20 protein-coding genes are annotated in these 25,054 nt (G+C 71.7%); 7 read left to right on the plus strand and 13 right to left on the minus strand.

Annotated features, from left to right (window positions below):
- Window positions 1-218: 218 nt before the first annotated feature.
- The gene (locus V6U90_RS10515) at window positions 219-1,073 is read left to right on the plus strand and encodes an aldo/keto reductase (RefSeq protein ID WP_334433967.1); all 855 of its coding nucleotides are present in this window, start codon (window positions 219-221) and stop codon (window positions 1,071-1,073) included.
- A 101-nt stretch (window positions 1,074-1,174) separates the two neighbouring features.
- Here the strand turns inward: V6U90_RS10515 and V6U90_RS10520 are convergent, their stop codons facing one another.
- Complete coding sequence (locus tag V6U90_RS10520; protein ID WP_334433968.1) at window positions 1,175-1,765, minus strand: GNAT family N-acetyltransferase; 591 nt, start codon at window positions 1,763-1,765, stop codon at window positions 1,175-1,177.
- A 142-nt stretch (window positions 1,766-1,907) separates the two neighbouring features.
- On the opposite strand from V6U90_RS10520, the gene V6U90_RS10525 reads away from it, so the two are divergent.
- The gene (locus tag V6U90_RS10525; RefSeq protein ID WP_334433969.1) at window positions 1,908-3,224 is read left to right on the plus strand and encodes an exo-beta-N-acetylmuramidase NamZ family protein; all 1,317 of its coding nucleotides are present in this window, start codon (window positions 1,908-1,910) and stop codon (window positions 3,222-3,224) included.
- A gap of 75 nt (window positions 3,225-3,299) precedes the next feature.
- Here the strand turns inward: V6U90_RS10525 and V6U90_RS10530 are convergent, their stop codons facing one another.
- The 3 genes from V6U90_RS10530 to V6U90_RS10540 form a co-directional block, all read right to left on the minus strand.
- A complete protein-coding gene (locus V6U90_RS10530) occupies window positions 3,300-4,631 on the minus strand; it encodes an outer membrane protein assembly factor BamB family protein (protein ID WP_334433970.1) in 1,332 nt (443 codons plus the stop codon).
- A 153-nt stretch (window positions 4,632-4,784) separates the two neighbouring features.
- A complete protein-coding gene (locus V6U90_RS10535) occupies window positions 4,785-6,107 on the minus strand; it encodes an AAA domain-containing protein (RefSeq protein WP_334433972.1) in 1,323 nt (440 codons plus the stop codon).
- A 152-nt stretch (window positions 6,108-6,259) separates the two neighbouring features.
- Window positions 6,260-8,383 (minus strand): hypothetical protein, encoded by a 2,124-nt coding sequence (locus tag V6U90_RS10540; RefSeq protein ID WP_334433974.1) that lies wholly within the window; start codon window positions 8,381-8,383, stop codon window positions 6,260-6,262.
- Between the two features lie 254 nt (window positions 8,384-8,637).
- Between V6U90_RS10540 and V6U90_RS10545 the strand changes: the two genes are divergently transcribed.
- Window positions 8,638-11,718, plus strand: coding sequence for a DUF3427 domain-containing protein (locus V6U90_RS10545; protein WP_334433976.1), 3,081 nt, complete (start codon window positions 8,638-8,640; stop codon window positions 11,716-11,718).
- Window positions 11,715-11,918, plus strand: coding sequence for a hypothetical protein (locus tag V6U90_RS10550; protein WP_334433978.1), 204 nt, complete (start codon window positions 11,715-11,717; stop codon window positions 11,916-11,918). The genes V6U90_RS10545 and V6U90_RS10550 overlap by 4 nt, the downstream gene beginning before the upstream one ends.
- Window positions 11,919-12,015: 97 nt before the next feature.
- On the opposite strand, the gene V6U90_RS10555 is transcribed toward V6U90_RS10550, so the two are convergent.
- From V6U90_RS10555 to V6U90_RS10580, 6 genes are all read right to left on the minus strand, one after another.
- Window positions 12,016-12,774 (minus strand): MerR family transcriptional regulator, encoded by a 759-nt coding sequence (locus V6U90_RS10555; protein ID WP_334433980.1) that lies wholly within the window; start codon window positions 12,772-12,774, stop codon window positions 12,016-12,018.
- 201 nt (window positions 12,775-12,975) lie between these two features.
- On the minus strand, window positions 12,976-13,605 hold the full coding sequence (locus tag V6U90_RS10560; RefSeq protein WP_334433982.1) for a hypothetical protein: 630 nt from the start codon (window positions 13,603-13,605) through the stop codon (window positions 12,976-12,978).
- A 143-nt stretch (window positions 13,606-13,748) separates the two neighbouring features.
- Entirely contained in the window at window positions 13,749-16,136 is a 2,388-nt protein-coding gene (locus tag V6U90_RS10565; RefSeq protein ID WP_334433984.1) for a putative bifunctional diguanylate cyclase/phosphodiesterase, read from the minus strand.
- Between the two features lie 97 nt (window positions 16,137-16,233).
- Window positions 16,234-17,706: a hypothetical protein gene (locus tag V6U90_RS10570; protein ID WP_334433986.1), complete on the minus strand. Its 1,473-nt coding sequence runs from the start codon at window positions 17,704-17,706 to the stop codon at window positions 16,234-16,236.
- Window positions 17,703-18,953, minus strand: coding sequence for a hypothetical protein (locus V6U90_RS10575; RefSeq protein ID WP_334433987.1), 1,251 nt, complete (start codon window positions 18,951-18,953; stop codon window positions 17,703-17,705). The genes V6U90_RS10570 and V6U90_RS10575 overlap by 4 nt, the downstream gene beginning before the upstream one ends.
- Window positions 18,954-19,065: 112 nt before the next feature.
- On the minus strand, window positions 19,066-19,299 hold the full coding sequence (locus V6U90_RS10580; RefSeq protein ID WP_334433989.1) for a zinc-ribbon domain-containing protein: 234 nt from the start codon (window positions 19,297-19,299) through the stop codon (window positions 19,066-19,068).
- Between the two features lie 134 nt (window positions 19,300-19,433).
- Here V6U90_RS10580 and V6U90_RS10585 point away from each other — a divergent pair, with 134 nt between their 5' ends.
- A complete protein-coding gene (locus V6U90_RS10585; protein ID WP_334433991.1) occupies window positions 19,434-20,027 on the plus strand; it encodes a hypothetical protein in 594 nt (197 codons plus the stop codon).
- Between the two features lie 22 nt (window positions 20,028-20,049).
- On the opposite strand, the gene V6U90_RS10590 is transcribed toward V6U90_RS10585, so the two are convergent.
- The 3 genes from V6U90_RS10590 to V6U90_RS10600 form a co-directional block, all read right to left on the minus strand.
- The gene (locus V6U90_RS10590) at window positions 20,050-21,381 is read right to left on the minus strand and encodes a class I SAM-dependent methyltransferase (RefSeq protein WP_334433993.1); all 1,332 of its coding nucleotides are present in this window, start codon (window positions 21,379-21,381) and stop codon (window positions 20,050-20,052) included.
- Entirely contained in the window at window positions 21,378-22,766 is a 1,389-nt protein-coding gene (locus tag V6U90_RS10595) for an FAD-binding oxidoreductase (RefSeq protein ID WP_442933560.1), read from the minus strand. Before V6U90_RS10595 ends, V6U90_RS10590 begins: the two co-directional genes overlap by 4 nt.
- 138 nt (window positions 22,767-22,904) lie before the next feature.
- On the minus strand, window positions 22,905-23,762 hold the full coding sequence (locus V6U90_RS10600; RefSeq protein ID WP_334433997.1) for a maleylpyruvate isomerase family mycothiol-dependent enzyme: 858 nt from the start codon (window positions 23,760-23,762) through the stop codon (window positions 22,905-22,907).
- A gap of 110 nt (window positions 23,763-23,872) precedes the next feature.
- On the opposite strand from V6U90_RS10600, the gene V6U90_RS10605 reads away from it, so the two are divergent.
- Entirely contained in the window at window positions 23,873-24,157 is a 285-nt protein-coding gene (locus V6U90_RS10605) for a DUF427 domain-containing protein (RefSeq protein ID WP_334433999.1), read from the plus strand.
- 144 nt (window positions 24,158-24,301) lie between these two features.
- Window positions 24,302-25,051, plus strand: a complete 750-nt coding sequence (locus V6U90_RS10610) for an RICIN domain-containing protein (RefSeq protein WP_334434001.1) — start codon at window positions 24,302-24,304, stop codon at window positions 25,049-25,051.
- The last annotated feature ends 3 nt before the right edge of the window (window positions 25,052-25,054 follow it).

Raw genomic sequence — 25,054 nt, forward strand, 5'->3', positions numbered from 1 at the left:
ACCGAGCACGATAGTACGCAATTGCGTCATTTTGGACAGGCCGCCCGGGAGCGGTCGGGTCGTACCAGGCGTCGCGGATCGCCCGGACCTGCCGTGATGATGGCCCATTCCACAGGTACGAGAACCGGTCGACGGGGTACGACACCCGGGTGGGCACGGACGGACGCGCGGGATCGCGACCGGGACCGGGACGCCCGACAACGAGGAAGAGGAGTGCAATGGCCGGCAACGCGATTCCCGACATCCCGCTCAACGACGGCAACACCATTCCACAGCTCGGCTTCGGGGTGTACCAGGTCGAACCGAAGGACACCGTCGCCGCGGTACGCAGGGCGCTGGAAGTCGGTTACCGGCACATCGACACCGCCCAGATGTACGGCAACGAGGCCGAGGTCGGCGAAGCGGTCCGGACGTCCGGCCTGGACCGGTCCGAGGTCTTCATCACCAGCAAGCTCAACAACGGGTTCCACCGGCCGGAGGACGCCCGTCGTGCCTTCGAGTCGACCCTGTCGGCACTGCGGTCCGACTACGTCGACCTGTTCCTGATCCATTGGCCGCTACCCACCCGGTACGACGGTGACTTCGTCGCCACCTGGCGCGCTCTGGAGGGTTTCCAGCGGGACGGGCGGGCTCGGTCGGTGGGGGTGTCGAACTTCCAGGTGGCGCATCTGGAACGGCTGGCCGCCGAGGCGGAGACGGTGCCGGCGGTCAACCAGATCGAGGTGCACCCGTACTTCGGCAACGAGGAGGTCCGGGCGTACGGCCACAAGCACGGCATCCAGACCGAGGCCTGGTCGCCGATCGCCCAGGGCCGGGTACTCGGCGATCCCACCATCGTGGACATCGCCGAGCAGTCGGGACGGACCCAGGCGCAGGTCGTACTCCGCTGGCACATCCAGCGTGGTGACATCGTCTTCCCGAAGTCGAACACGCCGGAACGGATCGAGGAGAACTTCCGGATCTTCGACTTCGAACTGGACGACACGGCGATGGAGCGGATCACCAGCCTGGACCAGGGCGACGCCGGGCGGCAGGGGCCCAACCCGGACACCTTCGACTACCTCCCCGACTGAGGCGCTGCCCCCGCCTCAGCCGGAGTCGGCGGTTGAGGCGTTAAGAAGGGGCCCTTCCTATACCGAATGCGTTAAGCGGGGGCCCTTCCTTACGGTCAGGCTCAGCCTGGGGTCAGGTCGATGCGCCAGTCGTTGGCGCGCATCAGCCGCCCCTTCGGGAACTCGAAGTCGGTCTCGCCGACCAGTTCGAAGCCGGCCCGGCGGCAGACCGCGTTCGACGCCGGGTTGTCCACCGAAGGAAAGGCGTGGGCCCACCGGTGGGTCCGCCGGGCGCGGGCCGCGTCGAGAGCCGCCCGCACCGCTGCGGTGGCCAGCCCGCTGCCCTGGTACGGCGGGAGGATCGCCCAGCCCAGCTCGTAGATCGTCTCGTCGTGCCAGACCTTCTCGAAATAGCCGACGCTGCCCACCTTCTCCCCGTGGCCGGCCCCGGCGAGTGAGGTCGGCCCGGGTAGCAGGACGACCCGGTACATGCAGCCCTGGCCGGTGGCCGGGAAGCCGACGTACCGCTCGTGCCGGGCGAGCACCTGCGCGGCGGTCTCCGGCCCGCCGAGGTGCCGCTTCATCTCGGGAATGTTGATCCGGCGCAGCAGGTCGAGGTCGTCGGCGCTCCACGGGTCGATCCGGACCGGCGGCCGGACGATGCTGCCACCGTCGGCACTGTCCCGGTCGATGCGAACTGACCCGCTGTCCATGGGCCGACCCTAGCCAGCCGACCGGGGCGATGGCGATGGCGGTGGCGATGGCGGCCATTTGTAGCTAACTTTCCTTGACCGGACACCCGCATGTAGCTAACTTTCAGAAGGTCGGATCAGGGCTGACCCGGGAGGCATCCCCTTGGAACGCAGAACCTTCCTCACCGGCGCCGGGGCGGTCACCGCCGGCGCGCTCGCCACCACCACCGTCGGTTCGCCCGCCCTCGCCTCGCCCGGCAGCGACCCCGGCCCGGAGCCGGGCATCCGCCGGGTCGAGACCGGCCTGGACGCGCTGGTCCGCACCGACTTCGCCGAACTGCGCGGGCAACGGGTCGGGGTGATCTCCAACCCGACCGGCGTCGACTCCGCATACCGGCACCTGGTCGACCTGATGCACAGCGCCGGCAAGGTGGAGGTGGTCGCCGCCTTCGGCCCGGAGCACGGCTTCCGGGGCTCGGCGCAGGCCGGCGGCAGCGAGGGCACCGGCATCGACGCCCGCACCGGCATCACCGTGTACGACGCGTACGGCGCCACCCAGGCGAAATGGGAGTCGATGTTCACCCGGTCCGGGGTGGAGACCGTGGTCTTCGACATCCAGGACGTGGGTGCCCGGTTCTACACCTACATCTGGACGATGTACACCTCGATGGTCGCCGCCGCCCGGGTCGGCCTGCGGTACGTCGTCCTCGACCGGCCCAACCCGGTCGGCGGCCGGGCGTACGGGCCGATGATGACCCCGGACTACACCTCGGGTGTCGGGCTGAAGGAAATCGTCCAGCAGCACGGGATGACCGTCGGTGAGCTGGCCCGGTTCTTCAACGCCGAGTTCCTGCCCACCGACGTGGGCGGCCCGGTCGAGCTGCACGTGGTGCAGTGCCGGCACTGGAAACGCGACCTGCTGGCCGCCGACACCGACCTGCCCTGGGTGCTGCCCAGCCCCAACATGCCCACCCCGGACACCGCCCTGGTCTACCCGGGCACCTGCCTCTTCGAGGGGGTCGCGTCGATCACCGAGGGGCGGGGCACCTGCCGCCCGTTCGAGCTGATCGGCGGGCTGGCCACCGACTTCGACTACCACTGGGGTGACCGGCTCAACGCCCGCGACCTGCCGGGCGTGGAGTTCCGCGAGGCGTACTTCTCGCCGATCGCCGCCGGGCAGAAACCGGCGCTGCTCAACAAGCTCTGCGCGGGCGTCGAGGTGAAGATCGTCGACCGGGCCGCCTTCGACCCGATCCGGACGGCGGTCGCCATGCTGGTGGAGGCACGGAAGTACCCGGCGTTCGCCTGGCGGCAGGACAGCTGGGACGCGGTCCGACCGTACTGGATCGACAAGCTCACCGGGTCGCCCCGACTGCGCACGATGATCGACGCGGGGGCGGACGTGGTCGACGTGGTCGGCGCCTGGGCCGACGAGCTGGCCGCGTTCGACCGGCAACGCCAGCCGTACCTGCTCTACTGACCTGGAGTCGGGCCGGTCCGGCTCACCGGGCGGGTGGGCGGCACCCTCGTGGCGCCGCCTACCACGTCAGTACGGTCAGAACCGGATGAATTCGAGGATCAGCTCTTTCACGCCGGTGCCCCGGGTGACCGCCACCCAGTCGTCGCCCGCCCCCGCGAGCCAACTGGGGAACCTGCCGAGCTGCTGTCCACTGTCGACGTCGTAGACCAGCACGAACGGGCGGTCACCGCTGGCACCGCTGACCGCGACCAGCCCGCCGGTCACCGCCGACGCCCAGCTCGCCGAACCACCGGGCAGCCCGGTGTCGGGTACTGTCCAGCGCTCCTGACCGGAGTCGAAGTCGAGCAGGCTGAACGGCCCCTGGTCGGCGTACTGCCGGACCAGCAGCGCGGACCCGTACCCGTCGATCGGGGCCCCCGGCTTGTCGGCGGCCCAGACGGTGTCCCCGGTGGCGAGGTCGACCACCTGCGGCCGACCGCCCTCGGTGGCCGCGGCCACCCGGGAGCCGGTACCGATGAAGGCCGCCCCGCTCTCCCGGTCGGCCAGCGTCTTGTGACACTCGCTGTCCGAGCGCTGACCACTGTAGATGGCACCGGACCAGCGGGCGGCACCGTTGGCGGCGGCCACGCTGGTGACCGTGACCGTGCAGCGCCGGTCACCCCGGGGCGGGTCATGATCGGTCGAGACGAGCACGTCGTCGACCACGAACGCGTACCAGCCATTCAGGCCGATGCGCCCCTTGAGCGGTCGTCCCGTCCCGGTGTCGACCGCGCCGAACGGCCGGGCGCGGTCGCCGATACCGGCAAGCAGGTACCGCCCGGAGGCCGGCGCGACCGGTACCCGGGAACCGATCTGGTCGTCCCGGACGCCGCTGACCGTGGCCGGCACCCTCCACCGGGTCGCCCCGTCCGCCAGCTCACGCGACTCGATCACGCAACCAGCCTGTTTCGCCCTGGGCCGGGTCGCGCAGTCGTCGGCGTACACCGCCTCCTGCCGGATGACGTGCCGCCAGCCGGGCCGGTCGTCCCGCCACCGGGTGGACCCGGTGGCCGGGTCGACCACCTCCAGCGGGCCGTCCTTGGTCTGCTGGGCGACCAGACCACCGGCCACGCTGATCGAGTACTCCCCGGCGACGTCCCGCCGCCACCGCTGCCGGCCGGTGGCCAGGTCGAGGCCGAGCAGCGCCCGCTCGTCGGTGACCACCACCACGTCACCCAGCACGGCGACCTGGTGCCCGCCGATGGCCACCCGGACGGTCCAGGCGGCGGCCGGCCCCTCCCGGGACGCCCCGGCCAGCCACGGGTCCTGGTCGGGCGGGGCCAGGCTGTCGCAGGCGCCGACCCCGGCGAGCAGGGTCAGCCCGGTGACCATCGTGATCAACCGGTGCCGCCGGAGTACCACCGTCATGAACACGTCCCTCCGCTACCGGCATACCTCTCAGGCGACCGGTCGTTCCTGCGCTATCGGCGCCATCCAACCACCTGCCGGCAAACGGGGCAGAACCGTCAGCGTCGGACGTACGCCTTCGCGAGCCGGCGGTGTGCCAGATCGCCGGCCATCTCAGGTTCCCTGCAAGGGAATGGACATCAACTTTCCCAAGATCGACTGGTTGGCTTCCCAGCCGTCGGGGAACTTGATCGGCACATCGAGGTGGACCGGCTCGGTCGACGGGTGGGCGTCCAGCAGTTCGGCGATCCCGGCCCGCGCCACCACGATGCAGGCGTGCCGGTGCCGGCTGGTCAACACGCACAACCGCCCCGTCTCCAGGTGGAACGCGGTCGCGTCCCGCCGCCCCGACAGCGGGTGCAGCACGATCGTCACGTCGTACTCGCGGCCCTGGAGCCGGTTGGCGGTGTCCACGGTGACGCCCGCTGCGGCCTCGCCGAGCTGCGCACGGATGGCCGCGACCTGGTCGCGGTGCGCGGCCCCGACGGCGATCCTCGCCCCGTCGACCGGGGACGTGACGCCGGACGAGTACGCCATTGCACCCCGCTCCAGGATGCGCCGGGCCAGCGCGGCGCACGCCGACACCGCCTCGATGTCGGTACGCGGAGTGTGCCGGGCCGGCAGCTCGTACAGTGCCCAGCCGGTGGACGCGGCCAGCTCGACGGTCGCATCGAGCCGGTCCCCCGGCCCCGGTCCGGTCAGCGTCAGGATCCGCTCGTCCGGCCCGGTACCGGCGCGGAACGGGGTGAACGGGTAAAAGGCCGCCGCCACCACCGGCGCCGCCGACGCGGGCAGCCGCCACGACACCGGCAGCCGGTGCACCGGCAGATCCGGGTTGTGCCGCAGCAGCACCGCCACCGCCGACTGCATCGGATCCCAGGTCAGACCGGTCCAACGCGCGGTCTCGACGGTGGAGAACGGGTCGAGCTGGCCGGGGTCACCGACGAACAGGGCCCGTTCGAACCTGCCGGCCACCCGCAACAGGGCGTCGGACCGCATCTGGTACGCCTCGTCCACGATCGCCCAGGGCCAGGTGCTCTCGGTCACCGTGGCCCACTTGGCGGCCGTACCGATGATGACGGCTGGTTGGTCGAGTTGGGCGACCTTGGCTCCGACCTTGACCGTCGGGTGCCGGGTGATCCGCTCGGTCGGCTGGTACTCGGTGGCCGAGAGCCGGCCGATACGCAGCTCGGGTGCCTTCTGGGCGAGGCGGTCGATCAGGTCGTCGACCTGCTCGTTGGTCTGGGCAACGACGATCAGCGGTTCGCCGGCCCCGGCCAGCTCGGTGGCGGCGCGTACCACCAGCGTCGACTTGCCGGCCCCGGGCGGTGAGTCGACCACCACGCCCCGGTGTTCGCCGGAGCGTAGGTCGGCGAGCACGGCGGTGACCACCCGCTCGGCCTCGACCGCCGGCGGCAGTTCCAGCTCGGTACGCACCGTCACCCCACCTCCGCACCGACGGTTCTCCGGCACCCTACCGGCTGCGACCCCGTCCGCAGCCAACGACAGGTGGGCGACCCGTCCGGAAAGCCGTGGGCCCGTACCGGAGATCCGGTACGGGCCCACGGGTGGAGCGGATGGTGCTTGGATCAGCCGTTGTTGCCGGAGTTCGTCACCCGGAACGTGTAGTCCGCGTCGAGGAACGACAGGTCACCGCTGGGCAGGTTGGAGATGACGACCGCGAAGTCGTCCTGGTTGCCGCTGGCGCACCTGGTGTTGAGTCCGCTGGCGGTGAACCCGTCCCCGGTGAACCGGTAGACGTGGTTGCCGGCACCGTCGGTGGTCTCACCGGCGGAGGTCGTACCCGGGGTCAGGTCGCAACCGGCGACCACCTGGACGGTCCAGTTGTTGTTCTGGGCCCCGGTGGTGCTGAACCACTGACCGGCCGCCGAGGAGACCGTGGCGTCGGCACCGTTGACCCGGACGTCGTCGATGAACCAGCCGGTGTCCAGGTAGGCGGCGTCGGTGGAGTAGCGGAACCGCACGTCGGTGGCGCCGGCCGGGATCTGGGCGGTGAGGTGCACGTAGACCGGGTCGTCGACGAAGTACTCGCCGCCCGAGGTGCCGGTCAGGCCGTTGCCCTCGGGGTTGTTGCCGTGCGGGTCGGTGTCCGTGGTGACCACCGTGCCGCTGTCGTTGACCAGCGGTACGCTCTTCCACTCGCCGTTGACCAGCACCTCGACGAAGCCGTAGTCCCAGCCTTCCTCGATGAAGTTCCAGGTCCAGAAGTCGACCGAGGTGACGTTGGCGGGTGCGGCGACGTCCAGGATGTTGTCGGCCTGGCTCTCGTAACCGGCGTACCAGTGGTTGTCACCGGTGTGCGGCGCGATCACCGTCTCGTCGTCGCCGTCGAAGGCCAGCGAGACCGTCGGGCCCGGGTTGCGGAACCGCTCGACCGACATGCCGAACGGCACGGCGGTGGTGTCCGGACGGTTCTTCAGCCGCGCCCACTTGGCGTCCGGCGTGGCGCCCTGGTAGCTGCCCCGCCCCTCCCAGAAGACCCCGTCGGCGATGTCCATCGTCCACGAGGTGTCCGCCGGGTCGCCGAAGTTGAACGCCTTGATGTCGTAGATCGGCGAGCCCTCGTCGTCCAGGTAGACCGCCACCGACCAGTCGCGGAACAGGTCCTCGGCGCTACGCAGGTTACCGCCGGTCGCCGCGTTGAAGGTGTCGATGGCCTTCTGCACGCCGACCATGCCGTCGGCCTGCTCCTCGAAGATCGTCTTGATCAGCAGGTCACCGGCCGTGCCGTCGTACTGCTTGTCCGGGGTGAAGGTGCCGTCACCGTTGCCGCCGGCCTGCTCCCAGAGGTACTGGAAGTAGGTGAACGAGGCACCGTAGTTGGCCAGCGTGCCGCCCCAGCGGGTCAGCGAGGTCTCCTCGTAGAAGACCTGGTGGTTCGACAGGTGCGAACCACCGGCGTCCAGGCCGTTGAGGAAGATGGCGAAGTCCGCCAGTCCCTCGTCGACCCAGGAGAGTTCACCGGGGTCGCTGTAGTTGTGCAGCAGGTGCTCCAGCTCGTGGGCGACGGTGCCCTCGTACAGCTCGGGGCGGTCGTTGGCCGGGTCGGCGTCGCGCCACGGCGCATCGTTCGGGCCGATCCGGTTCGCCCAGTCCAGGGCGTCGACCACGATGGTGTTCATGCCCTGGCTCTCGATGAAGTCCGGGGCGAAGTAACCGGCGGTGTACGACGTGGTCGCGCAGTCGTAGTACGCCTCGTCCTGCACGTTGTAGACCACCATGACCAGCGAGTCGCTGGCCGGGTGGTCCGGGTCGGCCGCGTCCATCGGGCCGAAGTGCTCCTCGTCCACGGCCACGATCTGGTTGGCGAGCTTGTCGCCGACATAGTTGATCTGCGCCTGGGTGAGGGTGAACTGGGCCGAGGTCGCCGTCGCACACGGCGTGAAGTCGTCGGCCGGGTTGTGGTCGAACTGGGGGTCCAGGCTGGCCACACCGGACGGCGCGGAACCGTTCAGCGGCGTACCGGCCGGTACGTAGATGTAGACCGGGGTGCCGTCCGGGGTGGTGTTCGCGTACACCCGGGTGAAGTCCTGGTTGTAGGTGCCGCCGGCCGCACTGTCGTTGATCGGCAGGGTGATCGTCGCCTCGCCCGGCAGGTTCTCGTGATCCGTCGCACTGGCCGGGACCGAGGCGGTGAAGGCCAGCGCGGTGGCGCCGGCCAGAGTTGCCGCGATCCGACTCGATCGGGTCATCCGCACGCAGTTACCTCCTTGCTGTGGGCCACGGAGACCGTTCGGTGACGTGCTCCACGGCCCCGGTTACCACCTGGCGGTTTTCCGGACAGAACGCCTATGCGGCCTGTCCGACCAGGGGAGATGTCCACAGCAGATCACCGATCAAGGCGGTTGCGAAGGTTTCCACCGGTCACAGATGGATCACGAAGACTTTTCGCCATCCGCGGACCGCCCAGCCACCTGCCGGGCTGAGCGCGCTCTACCCTTGCCCGGTGACCGACCTCCCCCGGGGCAGCTACGAACATCTGATCACGCACGAACTCGCCGAACGGCTCCGGCATATCGACCCTGACCTGGTCGACCGGGCCGACCTGGACCCGGCCGACGCCCACGAGCCCCTGGCCCGGCACATCGCCGACCTGGCCCGTCGGGCACTGCGGTCGGTCGGCGGCCCCGAGGACGAGCGGGCCGCCCGGCAGGTGGAGCTGGCCAACCGGATGGCCGACGCGATCGCCGCCATCGACCCACGCGCGGCAGGCGCCGCCGACCGGATCGCAGACACCCGCCGGCTGCTCACCGCGATCGCGGCCCCGCCGGCTCCGCCCGCCGCCGTCGCTTTCCCGGTACGCCCCAGCGTGCCGCTCGCCACCGGCGCGTTGCTGGTCAACGGCCGCAACCAGCCGCGCATCGGGCACGAGGTGGCTGCCGAGATGGCCTCCGCCGACGAGGTGGACCTGCTCTGCGCGTTCATCAAGTGGCACGGGTTGCGGCTGGTGGAAGGCCCGATCCGGGAGCTGATCGGGCGGGGCGGCCGGCTCCGCGTCATCACCACGACCTACCTGGGGGCGACCGACCAACGGGCCGTCGACCGGCTGGCCGACCTGGGCGCCGAGGTGAAGATCTCCTACGAGGCCCGGACCACCCGACTGCACGCCAAGGCATGGCTGTTCCGCCGGCGCAGCGGAGCCAGCACGGCGTACGTCGGCTCGTCGAACCTGTCGAAGGCAGCGCTGGTCGACGGGGTGGAGTGGAACATCCGGGTGTCCAACCTGGAGCAGCCGTACGTCATCGACACGTTCGCAGCCACGTTCCACGACTACTGGACCGATCCGGCATTCGAGACGTACGACCCCGGCCGGGACCGGGAGAGGCTGGGCCGGGCGCTGGGCGGGGAGCGGTCCGGTGGTGACGAGCGGATCGAGATCACCGGCCTGGACGTCCGCCCGTACGGCTACCAGCAGGAGATTCTGGCCGAACTGGACGCGGAACGGCTGGTGCACGGCCGGTACCGGAGCCTGGTGGTGATGGCGACCGGCACCGGGAAGACCGTGGTGGCCGCCCTGGACTACCGGCGCCTGCGGCAGGCCGAAACAGTCCGGTCGCTGCTCTTCGTCGCCCACCAGGAGCAGATCCTCCGACAGAGCCGATCGGTGTTCCGGCACGTCATGCGGGACGGCAGCTTCGGCGAGATCCTGGTGGGCGGCGAGCGACCGGCAACCTGGACGCACGTCTTCGCCTCGATCCAGTCGCTGCACCGGATGGAACTCGACCCGACCGCCTTCGACATGGTGATCATCGACGAGTTCCATCATGCCGAGGCGCCGACGTACGCGAAACTGCTGGACCGGCTGCACCCACGCGTGCTGCTCGGCCTGACCGCCACCCCGGACCGGGCGGACGGCGGGGACGTCCGACGGCACTTCGACGGACGGGTCGCGGTGGAGCTGCACCTGTGGGAGGCGTTGGAGCGGCAACTCCTGGCCCCGTTCCAGTACTTCGGGCTGCACGACGACGTGGACCTGTCCGGGGTGCGTTGGCGACGCGGGCAGGGGTATGTCCCGGGAGAACTGGACCGGCTCTACACCGGCAACCACGCGCGGGCCAGGATGATCCTCCAAGCGGTACGGGACAAGGTCGACGTGGACCGGATGCGGGCGCTGGGGTTCTGTGTGAGCATCGCGCACGCCCAGTTCATGGCGGACTGGTTCACCCGGGCCGGGGTACCGTCCGCCGCAGTGACCTCGGCCGCCGGCACCGCCGCCCGCGCCGAGTCGATCCGCGCATTCCGGGACGGCGAGTTGCGGGTGCTCTTCACGGTCGACCTGTTCAACGAGGGTGTCGACCTACCGATGGTGGACACCCTGTTGATGTTGCGACCCACCGAGAGCGCCACGGTGTTTCTCCAGCAGCTCGGCCGGGGACTGCGCCTGGACGACGGTAAGCCCTGCCTGACCGTGTTGGACTTCATCGGCGGACAGCACGCGAACTTCCGGTTCGATCTGCGGTGGCGGGCGTTGACCGGGGTGAGTCGCCGCGCCGTCCGGGAGGCCGTCGCAGCGGACTTCCCGTACCTGCCCAGCGGCTGTCACATCGAGCTGGACCGGGTGGCAAAGGAGATCGTCCTCGACAATCTGAGGAAGGCGGTCCCGTCGTCGAGGAACGGGCTGGTCGGGGAGCTGCGGCAGCTCGGGGACGTACCGCTGGCCGAGTTCCTGACCGAGGCGGGGCTGGAGGTCGAGGACCTTTACCGCTCGCCAAGCGTCGGTGGGTGGGCCGGGTTGCGCCGGCTGGCCGGCTTCGACCGGTCGACGCCCGGACCGGACGACCGGGAACTGGGCCGGGCGTTCGGCCGGATGCTGCACACCGACGATCCGGACCGGTTGGACCTGCTGGCCCGGGTCGCCGCCGGAGAGGGTGTGCCGGACGGTCGCCTGGTGGACATGCTGCACTTCTCGCTCTGGGGCGGCTCGGCACCGCTGGCGGATCGCGGCGCCGTACTCGGCCGGTTGAGGGCCGACCCGGCGCGGTGCGCCGAGTTGGGTCAGCTCGCCGGGGTGCTGCGGAATCGGATCCACCGGGTCACCGGCGAGCCGGTGTCGGCCGCCGTACCGCTGCGGGTACACGCCCGGTACAGCCGCAACGAGGCATGTGCCGGGTTCGGCATGCCCAACCCGGGGCAGCTACGGGAGGGGGTGAAATGGCTACCGGACGAGCAGGCCGACCTGTTCTTCGTGACCCTGGTCAAGTCGGAACAGCACTACTCCCCCAGCACCCGGTACGCCGACCGGGCGATCAGCGCCGAGGTGTTCCAGTGGGAGTCGCAGAGCACCACGTCCACCCGGTCGGCCACCGGCCAGCGGTACGTGCAGCACGCCGCACGCGGTTCGACGGTGCACCTCTTCGTCCGGGAGACGAAGGTCGCCGACGGCATCCTCGGGGTCCCGCCGTACCTGTACGCGGGACCGATGACGTACCTCTCGCACACCGGTGACCGGCCGATGCGGATCCGTTGGCGGCTGGCCCATCCGCTGCCGGCTGACGTGCTGGCCGTCGCCCGGTCGGTCGCCGCGTGAGTCGGGAAGCGCGGTTCGCCTTCGACAGTCCGGACAGTCTCGACATCGGGTTGGCGCTGTACGACCTGCACGGCCGGGTACTACGCCCCCGTCCTGGCACCCCGGCACCTGCACCTGCACACGTTGACTGGCACCGCCGGGAGGTCTTCAAGGGCCGACCGCTCGCCGCCCAGTCACGTCTCGGGACCGACCCGGGGTAGCCGGTTGGGCAACCGGGTGCGAGCCTGATACCGCTGAGGCATATTGATACCCCAGCGGTATCAGGCTCACCGTGGTCCGGCCAGGTGGGCGCGCGACCTACGCCTGGCTGATCGCGTTGGCGTGGATCGCTGCGCTCACGTACGCCGTCATCCCCGGCTTGATCTTCTCGTAGTACGCCGTGAAGCGCGGGTCGGCGAGGTACATGTCGGCCAGCCCGGTGTGCACCTCGTACGAGCACTCGTAGAACCAGCGGCAGATGAGCTGGCGGTGCTCCTCGGCCAGCGCCATCGCCTCCGGGCTCTCCGGCGCGATCCCGGAGTCCATCAGCGCGGCCAGCCGGGCGCCCCACTCCTCGTTCTCGGCCTTCTGACGCAGCCAGTCCTCCTTGCGGTACCGGGCGACCCGCTCCTGGGACTGCCGGTACGCCTCGCTCTCCCCCCAGCGTCGATCGGCCTCCTCGACGTGGTCGTCCGGGTTGAAGTCACCGAAGACCTCGAACCGCTCCTCCGGGGTCAGTTGGATCCCCATCTTCTTCGCCTCCATCGCGAGCTCGATCGCCTCGACCATCTCCCGGAGCCGCCTGATCCGCGCCGTCAGCAGCTCGTGCTGACGGCGCAGGTGTACCCGCGGACTCGCCCCGGGGTCGTCGAGGATCGTGGCGATCTCCTCCAGCGAGAACCCCAGCTCCCGGTAGAACAGGATCTGCTGTAACCGTTCCAGGTCGGCGTCGTCGTACGACCGGTAGCCGGCGCTGGTCCGTCCGCTCGGTGACAGCAGCCCGATCTCGTCGTAGTGGTGCAGGGTGCGCACCGTCACCCCGGCGAGCTGCGCGACCCTGCCGACCGGATGGCCCATGGTTCTCTCCCTTCCGCCGACCAGGGTGGCGCCTGCCGTTACGGGAGGGTCAAGTCGCTTGGGCAGGCGGGTCCGGGTGGGCGGCAGCCTCCCCCGCTTCCTCGGTGACCTTGAGGATCCGGTCGTCCATTGGCACACGGTACGACGACCACGGCCCCCCTTCCCCGCGTTGCCGGGGAAGGGGGGCCGTCGGCTGGAGGGTCAGGCGGTCCGGGCCGGCTCCGGGGCACCGAAGGTCTCGCTCTTCGGGGTGCGGAAGCCGTGCACCAGGCCGGCGATCGACAGCAGCAGGAGCAGGGCCGCACCGAGGTACATGGCCAGGGCACCCTGGCTGGCCTTGACCCCGAACTCGCTGAAGCCGTACGAGGTGAGCAGCAGGCCACGCAGCGTCTCGCCCTTGAAGACGGTCTCCCGCTGGCCGTTGATCGCGGCGAGTTCCTTCTGCAGGTCGGCCAGGGCCGGGTCGTTGGTCTGCTCGGCCTGTGCGACCTTGGCCTTCAGCTCGCTCTGCGGCGCACCGAGGTCGGCGTAGGTCTTGCCACCGGCCATCGACTTGAGGTGCAGGCCGATGTACTCGTTGGCGTAGCACTCGGCCTGCTTGCCGGTGGTGAGCGGCTTGCCGGCGTACTCGACCAGACACGCCGACTTCTTCTCCTCGTCGGAGAGCTTGTCGGCCGGTGTGAACGAGATGTGCTGCTCGCTGAGCTGGTCACGGACGTAGTTGTTGGCGAAGTTGGCGTTCTGGGTCAGGACCAGACCGACCACCAGCAGGAGTCCCGCCAGCGCCAACCCGCCCAGGCTGAACAGAAGATCCAGGGTCCGACGCTGCATGACTCGACTCCTAATTATCGGGGTAACGCGGCGATTCGTTGTTACAGACAATGATGCCGTCGCGTGGCTTCGCCCGGCAGAGACGAAGATCCTCCGGTCCCGGGACCTTCGGCCCCCGGTCGGCGTGACCGACGGACCGCTGCTCAGCGGGCCTGCATCGCCCGGCGCAGCTCGGCCAGGCTGCCCGGTCGGCCGTACCGGTAGCCCTGCCCGCGCGGGCAACCGACGGCGGCCACCGCCGCGTGCTGACGGTCGGTCTCCACTCCTTCGGCGACGACGACCAGGTCGAACGCTGCCGCCAGCCGGCTGACCATCTCCACGGTGGCGTACGCCTGTGGGTTTGCGTCATCGAGGCGGGCCACGAAGGACCGGTCGATCTTCAGATCGGTGGCCGGGATCCGGTGCAGGTAGCTCAGCGAGGAGTACCCGGTACCGAAGTCGTCGATGGCGATGCGTACCCCGAGGTCGCGCAGCTCGCGCAACCGGTCCAGCACCACGTCGGTGCCGTCGATCAGCGCCGTCTCGGTCAGTTCCAGGGTGAGGGCGTGCGGGGCGAGACCGGCCGAGGTGGCCGCCTCGGCGACGGTGGCGGTGAGGTCGGCGCGGCGCAGGTGGGCCGGGGCGATGTTGACCGCCACACTGGCGCCCGGGGCGATGTCCTGCCAGTCGGCGGCGGCCCGGCACGCCTGCCGCATCACCCAGCGGTCCATCGCGACGACCAGTCCGGTCTCCTCGGCCAGTGGCAGGAACACCGCCGGGGAGAGCAGCCCGCGCACCGGGTGTCGCCAGCGCACCAGTGCCTCGGCACCGCGTACCCGCCCGGTCGACAGGTCGACGATCGGCTGGAACGCCAACTCCAACTGCCCGCCCTCGTCGATCGCCCGCCGCAGGTCGGCGATCAGCTCGGCCCGGGTCACCGCCTCGTCGCGCAGTGCGGGGGTGCAGATCCGGTACGCCGACTTACCGGCCGCCTTGGCCGCGTACATCGCGATGTCCGCGTCGCGCAGCAGGTCGGCCTGACCGGCGTGCTGCGGGCCGTACTCGGCGATGCCGATGCTGGCCGACGGGTGTACCCCCACCTCCTCCTCGTCGGCTGACGGGTGCAACGCGGTGAGCAGCCGCTGGGCGATCTGCTCGGGCGGGTTGGCCTCGTGCCCGCAGACGATGACGGCGAACTCGTCACCACCGACCCGGGCGATCATCGCGTTCGTACCGACCGCGGCGAGCATCCGGGCGGCGATGCTGGTCAGCAGGGCGTCCCCGGAGGCGTGCCCGAACCTGTCGTTGACCTGTTTGAATCCGTCCAGGTCGAGCAGGAGCACGGCGACCCGGTGCCGGTCGCGGATCGCCCGCTGGAGCATCAGGTTGAACATCAGCCGGTTGGGCAGGCCGGTGAGCTGGTCGACGTAGGCCAGTTCGCGCAGTCGACCGGCGAGGCGGCTGTTCTCGTACGCGGCGAGGCCCTGCCGGACGGCCAGCGTGCCGAGCAGCGCCATCCCGGTCACCGAGATCAGGGTGGGGACGTACCCGGCGGGCTGGCGGGCCACCATGATCGCCACGATCGCGGCCCCGACCGGCAGGTACGGCAGGGTGAGGCGCCACCAGGGTACGACGGTCTGCGCGCACGGGTCGTTGACGCCGGTGACCGGTACCGGTGGCGGGTACCGGGTGGCGAGGACGACCAGCAGGTAGCTCAGCGTCCAGTAGAGGTCGGTGGGGTGTCCGTGCACGTAGGCGTCCCGGGCGACCAGCCAGAGGTGGCTGGTGTCGGCCAGCACGCAGAAGCCGAGACTCGCCCCGATGAGGGTGAGTGGCCGCCACATCGGCCGGTACGCCCCGGCGATCGAGACGAGCACGGTGAGCTGGATCAGGTCCAGCATGGGGTAGATGAGCCCGACGGCGGGCATCGGCTGCTCCCGGCCCGGCCCGGACACGTCGCGCAGGACCACGATCCAGGCGACCGGGACCAGGGCCAGTCCGACGATCGCCCCGTCCAGCACGGCCCGGACCCGGCCCACTGCGGTGCGCGGCGCTCCGTGGCAACTGAGCAGGGCGGCCGTACCGGTCAGCATGGCGCCGAGGGAGAGCGTGCCGACCAGCAGGGAAACGGACACCCGGTCCGGGCCACCGACGAGCCGGACCAGTGCCCAGCTGCTCTGACCGACGGCGGAGAGCGCCAGACTCACCGCCGTCAGCCGCCAGAACCGACGTAGCTCGACCGGGTGCCGCCGGGACACCCCGGCGCAGCAGACCGCGGCGAGTCCGGCGGCGAGTCCACCGGCGATGTCACTGACGGTCCCCCGGCCGGCCGGCACGAGGAACAGCCAGAGGGCCTCGAACAGCAGCAGGACCACGCCGCCGGCGATCGCCGCCCGGTGCCAGAGGGGCGCACGCGCGGTGGGCCGGGGCGGCGCGGCGGGGATGGTGCCCGGCCGGCACTCGGACGTGCCGGTGCGGTCGGCAACGACGCGCGGAGGAGACGCGATCGCTGGGCCCTCCTTCCGCCCCTGACGCAGCAGCGGCCGGGCCATCGACGACGATGACCCGTGCGGACGGCAAGCTAACACAGAACCATCCGGTACCGGCACACGACGGACCGGCCGGAAACGTGTGATGACACACCCGGTCTCAGTCCGGGTGGTCGGCCGGTGGGCCACCGTGGGTCCACGGGGTCTCCTCGGGCGCCGGAAACGCCCCGGCGGGCAGGAACGCGTCGGAGAGGGTGGTGTAGGTCAGCCGCTCCCCCACCTCGGGCACACTGCCCGGCGGCGGCGTCATGCTCCGGCCCATCCCGCCGGAAAGCTCCAGCACCACCTCGGTCCGCCCGGCGTCCTGCCGGGTCACGAAGACCACCCGGGCCTTCTGCGCCGGCCGGGCCGGCGAGTAGAGCGCGGTACCCGGGGAGACCAGCACCGGATCCGTGGTCGCCACCATGATCCGGGGTCGCAGCACCGGCCGCCGCCCGGTGTCGTCGATCCGGGTCGGATCGGCCAGGGTCACCTCACCGGCGAACGCCTCCCCGGTCAGCCGGTGATCGGCCAGCACCAGCGGATCGTCGTAGGCGCGCTGCACCGCGTAGGAGGTCAGCGCCCGTTCCAGCCGGTGCAACCGCTGCGCGGCGGCCACCGCCGAGTCGCGGCGCGGCTGCGGCTGGCCACCCGCGTCGATGTGTTCGGCGTACCCGGTGAAGGCGTCCCGGTCGGCGGCCCACCGCCCGGCCACCCGCGCCCCCGGTGGCAGCGCCCGTAGCAGCGCCACACCACGCCACATCAGTGCCCAGGTCGGCGCGAGCTGCCCGTGCAGCGCGCCCTCCAGTTCCGCGTACGCCGCCCGGCGCGCCACCGGATCGTCCTGAGCCGCCTGCCAGGCGTCGATCGCCGGCCCGAGTACCGCGTTGTCGAACCCCGGGTCGGTGGTCGGACCGGCCGGTGGATGGTGTGCGGGGTCCTCGGCCCGGGCCGCCGCCTGCCCGCCGGTCGTCCCGGACGGAGGCGCGATCCAGCCGAGCAGCGCTGGCAGGTGCTGGTCCTCCAGCGGGCTCTGCCCGGTGGCCCAGTGCAGGCTCAACGCCTCCGTCATGGCCGGCAGCATCGACGACCCCGGGTGTTCGGCCCGCTCGGCGAGGAAGGTCAGCCAGCGGCCGAGCAGCGGCACGGACGGGTGCACGGGGTACTCGCCGTCGGTCCGGCGGAACCGGGTGGACCGGCCGAGCAGCCGGACGAAGTCGACCCCGCCCGGGTTCGGCACCAGCACCTGAGGGGCGTCGACGTACCGGTGGCGCACCTCGCGACCCCGGTCGGCCGGGACCGCCTCGACGACCCCACGGTGGCCGTCCAGATAGGGCAGTACGACTGCGGCGAGATCGGCGGCGAAGCCGAAGCGTTGGTCCCGGTTGCGCGGTTGCGGCACCACCAGCAGCGTGGGACGGTCCGGTTCGTCGCCGACCAGTACGGCGAGCGGGGCGTTCGCCTCGCCGGCCAGGATCAGGGGCACCAGGACCAGCGGGCGCTCCGACAGGTGCAGGTGCCGGACGGTCGCGACCGGCTGGGCCACCCCGGCGGCCACCGCCTTGGCCCGGGCCAGCGCCCGCAGCGTACTCACGTTCCGCCCCCGGCACCGGTCGCCGCCGGCGCCCCTGCGGTGACCAGGGCCGCCGACGCCCCTGCGGTGACCAGGGCCGGGGACGCGGCGGCCGGCTGCGGCACCACCGGCAGGCCGGCCGGATACAGCGCGGCAGCCGGCGTACCGGTCAGGGTCAACGCCTCGGTCCGCAGCCGGGCGGCGGCGCGCAGCAGCGCGGCGGCCTCCGCCTGCTCCGGTGCCGGGGTCACCTCGTCCCGGGCCAGGGCCAGCGCCTCGGGTACGCTCGCCACCCCGCCGAGGGCCTCCCGGACCGGCCGGCCCAGCGCGGCGGACTGGTCACGCGCCTCGTGCCGGCAGAAGAAGGCCAGCTCGCAGGCGGCCAGACAGTCCGGGGCGTAGTGGGCGGGCACCCGGCCCAGTGCGGCGGCGAGGTCGGCCGGCTCGGCCGCCGGGTCGGCGGTGAAGTCCTCCGGCACGGTGGCCAGCAGTTCCGTCACCCGGGCCATCCTGCCGAGCTGCCGGCGCAGCACCAGCAACTGCCGGCGTACGTCGAGCACGCTGGCGACCGGCTGGTTGGCGAAGTCCCTCGGGCAGATCAGCACCACGTCCGACGAGACCAGGTCCGGGTCCGACCCGGCGGCGGCCAGCAGTTCCCGCAGGGCCAGCACGTAGACGGCGGACTGGATGGCGGCGGCGGCCACCTTGGCCGGCTCGGCCTGGCCGTCGATCACCGCGAACGACTTGATCTCCACGACGTGGAACCGTCCGCCGAGCCGGGCGGCCACCAGGTCCGGCTCCAGGTAGACCCGCTGGCCGGCCACGTCGAGGCTGAGCAACGGGTGGTCGAAGAGGGCACCGGTACCGTCCGCGCCGTCCGGGGCGGCGGCGGCCAGCAGATCCCGGGAGCGCTCGTGTCGGCTGGCGTTGCCGTCGTCGGGTGCACCGGCGCCCAGGTCGGTGTAGGTCGCCTCCGGCACCGGCAGCCCGAGCCGCTCGGCGACCAGACGCAGCAACTCGGCACCCCCGTCCGCCTTGACCTGCGCCTCGAATGCGTTGCCCCGGGTGATGGCGAAGCGGGACTGGCCGAAGCGGGACTGGAAGCCGATCCGCTTCGCCAGCGCCGACTTGTCCACCCCGGCGCTGTCCAGCACGGCCCGCCGGGTGCAGCCCGGGTTGCCGGTGAGCGCGGCGATCGTCCGGGCGTTGTGCCGCCGGACGGGCACCGGGCCCCGGATCCGGTCGAGCCGCTGCGCGGTACTGGTCATGGGAGGCCACGATAGTCCCGACCCGGGACAACCGGCGCCATCCGGGCCGCCGGTGGCCCGGACCGGTCAGGGCGGGCCACCGTCCATCGGTACGCCGGGCGGCCCGGACCGGTCAGTGCCCGGCGAGGCGGGTCGCCTCGTCCTTCGGCAGGTCGTACGCGGCGCCGCAGAACGAACACTGCATGCCGTACCGGGTCCGCACCGGGAACAGCGGCACGAAGAACAGGCTGAACCGGGTCACCCGTCGGGTGATGACCTGGGCTGCGGCGTTACCGCAGTTGCGGCAGACCAGATGGACCACGCCGAGCCGGTGCACACCGGTACGGAGCCCGAAGATGAAGAACATCGTCCGGACATACCCAGCCCGGCCCGTCCTGCACCTCCCGGTCCACCGGCGCCGCTTTCGGCCCGGGTAACACTTTCGGCCCTATTGACGCCGTCTGGTCGGGAGTACCCAGTTACCGAAGCCGAGGAGTGTTCGTGGCCGAGATCCGCACCGTCCGGACCGTCACCGGGATCTGCGTCGCCGCTGTCGCCGCGCTGACCGTGACCGCCTGCGGTGGCAACAGCGGCACAGCCCCCGGCAACCGTTGGGTCAGTCCCTCCGTCACCACCGTGGCGGCGGCCGGCACCCCGGTCCGCCTCACCCGGATCACCTCGGCCTGCGCACTGCTGCCCGCCGAGACCGTGGTCAGGGTGCTCGGTGCCAGCGGGGGTACCCGACTGACCGCGCAGGAGGAACCGGTGCAGGACCCGGGGACCAGCCCGAAGCACAGCTGCATCTACGGCAGCGGCGGCCGGGAGGCCCTCTCCCTGGTCACCTCCACGCTGGCCGGCCAGGCGGACACGGTGACCGCGACGCTGGACCGGATCGGCGACAACAGCGGCGTCACCACCAGGCCGGTCCGGGGGGTCGGCGCCGGAGCCGTCACCTACGTCACCGACGGGGTCCGGGTCCTCGCCGTCACCGTCCCACACGGGGACGACCTGCGGCTGTTCATCCTCAGCGGCCCGTCGGTCATCCCGCCGGCCAAGCTCACCGAACTGGCCCGGCACGTCGCGCCGCAGCTCTGAGCACGACCGCCGCCCGGACCGGTCACGCGGTCCAGTCGGGACGCAGCGGGAAACCGGCGTCCCCGTCCGGGCCGGTCCGGGTGGCCAGCACCTGGTGCAACTGGATGGCGTTGCGCTCGAACGACAACCGGGAACCGGCCATGTAGAGCCCCCACACGCGGGCGGTACCCGGGCCGACCTCCGCGATGCAGGCGTCCCAGTGCCGGACCAGGTTGTCGCACCAGGCGGCAAGGGTGTACGCGTAGTGCCGGCGCAGGTTCTCCTCGTGCTGCACCTCCAGCCCGGCGTCGTGCACCTCGCTGACCACCCGCCCCGGCCCGGCCAGTTCCCCGTCCGGGAAGACGTACCGTTCGATGAAGTGCCCCGGCCGGTTCGGCATCCGGTTGTCGGCCCGGGTGATGCAGTGGTTGAGCAGCCGCCCGCCGGGACGCAGCCGGTCCCGCAGCGCGGCGAAGTACGCCGGGTAGTTGGCCACCCCGATGTGCTCGGTCAGCCCGATCGAGCTGACCGCGTCGAAGTGCCGGGCCGGGGCGTCCCGGTAGTCCATGTGCCGCACCTCGGCCAGCTCACCGAGCCCCTCGCGCTCGATGGCGGCCTGCGCCCACTCGGCCTGGGCCCGGGACAGGGTCACCCCGAGGGCCTTGACGCCGTACTCCCGGGCCGCGTGCCGGACCATGCCGCCCCAGCCGCAACCGACGTCCAGCAGCCGCATCCCGGCGGTGAGGCCCAGCTTGCCGGCGACCAGGTCGTACTTGGCCGCCTGGGCCTGCTCCAGGGTGTCCCCCGGATCCCGGTAGACCGCACAGGTGTAGGTCATCGACGGACCGAGGACCAGTTCGTAGAAGGCGTTGGAGACGTCGTAGTGGTGGTGGATCGCGGTGCGGTCCCGGGCCCGCGAGTGGGTCAGCCCGGACACCGCCCGCCGCCAGCGCGGCACCGCCTCCTGCGGCGGGGGCGGCGGTGGCCGCAGCCGCTCCCAACCGAGCCCCCGGGCCATGGCCAGGGCCTCGCCGACCGCCGGCATCCGCAGCCGCAGCCCGTCCTTGAGCACCCGCAACGCCTCGTACGGGTCGCCGGGGTGCACCCCCCGCAGGACCAGGTCGCCACTGACGTAGGCCCGGGCCATGCCCAGGTCACCGGGGGCGGTGAGCAGGTAGGAGAGCCCCCGCGCGGTGGCGACGTGCAGGCCGATCCCGGCGTCGGCCGGGCCGATCGCACTGCCGTCGTACGCGGTGACCCGCACCGGCAGGGCACCGTCGGTCACCACCCGGAAGACGTCCGCCACGGTGGGGCCACCCCGCCGACCGGCAGGTGGGCGGGCCGCCTGCTGCGGCTCCCGGTCCGTCACACTCATTGTCGTCCTACCGCCTTCTCGTAGAGTCCGGTCAGCCGGTGGTCGGGGTCGTAACGTTCCTTGACGGCCCGGTAGGTCGCGCCGCCGTAGAGACGGTCGAAGGTCGTCCGGTCGTAGTAGGCGTCCGAGTAGAGCGACTTGTGGCCGCCCGCCTCGGACACCGCCCACTCGACGGCCCGGTTGACGTCGCCGTCGGCGGCGCCCGCCGCGATCGGCACGGTGCCCCAGAACCCGACGTTGACGTACGACTCGTCGGGGCGCAGCGGGTAGAGCGGCCAGACCGTCGCGGAGCCCGGTCCGGTCGGTTCGCGCAGCCGGAGCGGGCAGAGCCAGACCGGGGTCATCGGCACGTTCCGGGCGAACCACCGGAGGAACCCGGCGGTACCGTCGAGCGGGATCTCCACGTCCTGCACCACCCGTTCCCGGGGTGGGAGACCACGCCAGCGGTCCACCCGGGCCGCCACCCCGTACCGGTGCTCCAGGTTGACCAGCCGATGGTAGACGTCGCTGCGCCGGTAGCGGGCCGGCCAGAGCCGGCGGACCACCGGGTGCTGGGCGCCGAAGGCGCGGGAGCACCAGAACCAGTCGGTGTCCCAGCGCCACAGGTAGTGGTACGCGGTGAGGGCGTCCTCGGTGCGCTCGCGCACCGACCGGTAGTAGATGGCCTGGCCGGTGTAGTCACTGACCCGGGACGCGGTGTCGGTGAAGGTGCCGAGCATCAGGTAGCTCTCGTCGGTACCGAACATGACGGCGTCCATCGCGTCGACCCGGCGGCCGGCGTACTCCCCGGTGGTCATCACCTCGCCGATCGCCGCGACCAGGGCGTCCAGGTCGGTGAACCGGATGTTGCGCAGGGCCACGTACCGGCCGACCGGCTGGAGTTCGATGCGCAGCCGGGTGGCGTACCCGAGGCTGCCCAGCGAGTTGGGGAACGCGGTGAACAGGTCGGCGTGCCCGCCGTCCCGGCGGGCGGTGACGATCCGCCCGTCGCCGGTGAGCACGTCCATCTCGATGACCGACTCGTGCGGCAGACCGTTGTGGAACGACGTCGACTCGATGCCCAGCCCGGTGACCGCCCCGCCCAGCGTGATGGTGCGCAGCTGCGGCACGACCAGCGGCATCAGCCCGTGCGGCAGGGTCGCGTCGACCAGTCGCTCGTACGTGCACATGCCCTGGACCTCGGCGGTCCGGGTGGTCGGGTCCACCCCGAGCACCCCGTCGAGCCCACTGACATCGAGTCCGGGGGACCCGGTGGCGGCCCGGGGCCGGAACAGGTTGGAGGTGCGCTTCGCCAGGCGTACCGGCACACCCGGCGGAACCGCGGCGTAGGACTCCTGTAGCACAGCGACCGCGCGGTCGTGGTCACGCGGCTGCTCGACCCGCAACGAGCTCACTGGATCACTTTAGGCGACCAGCGGGTCACAGGTCAGCCCTGACACGTTCTTCGCTCAGGATCAGCTCGGGGTACGAAGGTCCGGATCAGCTCGGGGTACGGAGGTCCGGATCAGGTCGGCGTACGAAGGTCAGGATCGGGTCGGCGCGCGGAGCACCCGCATGAACGGGGCGAGCAGCCACGGCCGGGGTCCCCGGATGCCGACCCGGCCGGAGAGCGCGGCCCGTGCCCGGCTCAACCGGCCGAAGAGCATCAGGCTCAGCGCCGGGGGTTCGAAGGTGACCCGGACGTCGACGCGCTCGCCCGGGTCACCGACCGTCACCACACCGCCCTCCAGGACGAAGGTCACCGGCTCGGTGTACGCCGACTGGAAGCGGACGACGATCCGGCGTGCCGGTGGCGGTCGCTCGGCGTCCATCAGCCGCCCGTACCCGCGCCGGACCATTCCGACGATGAACAGCTCGAAGAAGAGCGCGGAGTGCTCCGGCGGGATCACCCAGGGCACCCGGCGGGCCCGGCCGATGTCCCACCCGTGCAGCAGCAGCTCGTTGAGCAGGTGGGCGAGCACCCCGGCGAGCGGGAGCCGGGCGTCACCGAGCCACGGCCACGGCTCGGCCGGATCCCGCTCGGCGCTGGCGTCGAGGACCTGCCCGATGTCGTCGGACAGCCGGGCCACCAGCGCGGCGGGATCCCGGTCGGTCAGATGCCGCAGGACCAGCTCGTTGACGTCGGCGATGGTGTCCACGGTCGTGCTCAGCAGACGGTCGTCGAGGGCGGGTACCGGCAGCGGCGCCAGTTCGGGGCGGAGCCGGTGCGCGTACAGCCAGCCGACCGAGCCGACGTGCGCGGCCACCTCGGCGACCGTCCAGTGCCGGGTCGCCATGGCGTCCGCGGGTACCGACAGCACCAGCTCGCCGAAGCGGTCCCCGGTGTCCTTCAGGGCCGTCCGCACCGCACTCCACTGGGCAGGGGTGATGGTCGCCGCCACGTCTGTCCTCCAGGGGGCGGGCGCTGGCCGGGTCACCGGGCCGCGCCGGACATAGACCGACGCGACTGACGGTACCTGGTACCCGGGGCGGTTCGGAATACGCTGGCAGGATGCCGAAAGCCATCTGGAACGACCTGGTGATCGCCGAGAGCAGTGACACGGTGGTGGTGGAGGGCAACCACTACTTCCCCCGCTCGGCACTGCGCTCCGACGTGATCCGCGAGTCGGACACCCACACCGTGTGCCCGTGGAAGGGCACCGCCTCCTACTACAGCCTGGAGCACGACGGCCGGCACAGCGCCGACGCCGTCTGGTACTACCCGGACCCGAAGCCGGCGGCTGCGGAGATCCGGGACCGGGTCGCCTTCTGGAAGGACGTCCGGGTGGTCGACTGATCCCCGGCGCACCGGGCCGGGATCGGATCCGACCGGCCGTTTGCGGACCGAGGGCGGCCCCGACCGGCCGTCGCGGACCCGGGACCGGCCCCGGGACCCGACCCCGACTGGCCATCGCGGGCCGGCTTCGGTCAGGATGCCGGCATGACGAGCGAGGGGTCAGGACCCGACCGGACCGGCGGCACCGTCTACGGCGCCTCCGGTCCGTCCCGGGTACGCGCACGGCTACCACAGGACCGGCTACTGGCCGGCGCGCTCGGGGTGGGCGCGCTCGGCGTACTCCTGGGGGTGCTCTTCGCCACCGGCGTCTTCGCCGGTGGGGGCACACCGGCCAGGACCATCCCGGCGGCCGCCCCGTCGTCGACGGCGGGTGACGCCCCCACGGAGGCGGCCACCCCGGCGGAACCGACCGCCGAAGCGGAGCCGACCGCCACCGAGCCCTCCCCGTCGACCCCACCGACGAGCGCCGCTCCACCGGCCGGCCCCCGACCGGTGCGGTCCGTCGCCACCTCGCTCTGCCTCGACGTACTCGCGGACACCGACCCGGAGGGCGCGGACGCGCTGGTGGTCCCCTGCACCGGGGCGCCCGCCCAGCAGTGGCTACCCACCCCGATCGGGCCGGACGTGTTCACCGTGGTCAACGCGGCCAGCGGCAGGTGTCTCGACGTGGACGGGATGCGCACCGACGACGGCGCGGACGTGCAGCAGTGGTCCTGCAACGGCGGGCCGAACCAGCAGTGGCGGCTCGCCCCGGCCGGTGCCGGGGCGGTACTGCTGGTCGCCGTGCACAGCGGCCGGTGTGTCCGGCCCGCCGACGGTCGCACCGAGCCGGGTACCGAGCTGGTCCAGGGCGGCTGTGACGGCGCACCCGACCAGCAGTGGACGCTCGGCTGACAC

It is taken from the genome of Micromonospora sp. CPCC 206060, assembly GCF_036906895.1.
Classification (GTDB): Bacteria; Actinomycetota; Actinomycetes; order Mycobacteriales; family Micromonosporaceae; genus Micromonospora.

Coding starts and splice junctions, on each gene's coding strand:
- V6U90_RS10590 (WP_334433993.1), bottom strand. CDS start 21,381: ATGAGTGTGACGGACCGGGAGCCGCAGCAGGCGGCCCGCCCACCTGCC.
- V6U90_RS10555 (WP_334433980.1), bottom strand. CDS start 12,774: ATGGGCCATCCGGTCGGCAGGGTCGCGCAGCTCGCCGGGGTGACGGTG.
- V6U90_RS10540 (WP_334433974.1), bottom strand. CDS start 8,383: ATGACCCGATCGAGTCGGATCGCGGCAACTCTGGCCGGCGCCACCGCG.
- V6U90_RS10560 (WP_334433982.1), bottom strand. CDS start 13,605: ATGCAGCGTCGGACCCTGGATCTTCTGTTCAGCCTGGGCGGGTTGGCG.
- V6U90_RS10610 (WP_334434001.1), top strand. CDS start 24,302: ATGACGAGCGAGGGGTCAGGACCCGACCGGACCGGCGGCACCGTCTAC.
- V6U90_RS10580 (WP_334433989.1), bottom strand. CDS start 19,299: ATGTTCTTCATCTTCGGGCTCCGTACCGGTGTGCACCGGCTCGGCGTG.
- V6U90_RS10515 (WP_334433967.1), top strand. CDS start 219: ATGGCCGGCAACGCGATTCCCGACATCCCGCTCAACGACGGCAACACC.
- V6U90_RS10530 (WP_334433970.1), bottom strand. CDS start 4,631: ATGACGGTGGTACTCCGGCGGCACCGGTTGATCACGATGGTCACCGGG.
- V6U90_RS10520 (WP_334433968.1), bottom strand. CDS start 1,765: ATGGACAGCGGGTCAGTTCGCATCGACCGGGACAGTGCCGACGGTGGC.
- V6U90_RS10575 (WP_334433987.1), bottom strand. CDS start 18,953: ATGACCAGTACCGCGCAGCGGCTCGACCGGATCCGGGGCCCGGTGCCC.
- V6U90_RS10605 (WP_334433999.1), top strand. CDS start 23,873: ATGCCGAAAGCCATCTGGAACGACCTGGTGATCGCCGAGAGCAGTGAC.
- V6U90_RS10565 (WP_334433984.1), bottom strand. CDS start 16,136: ATGGCCCGGCCGCTGCTGCGTCAGGGGCGGAAGGAGGGCCCAGCGATC.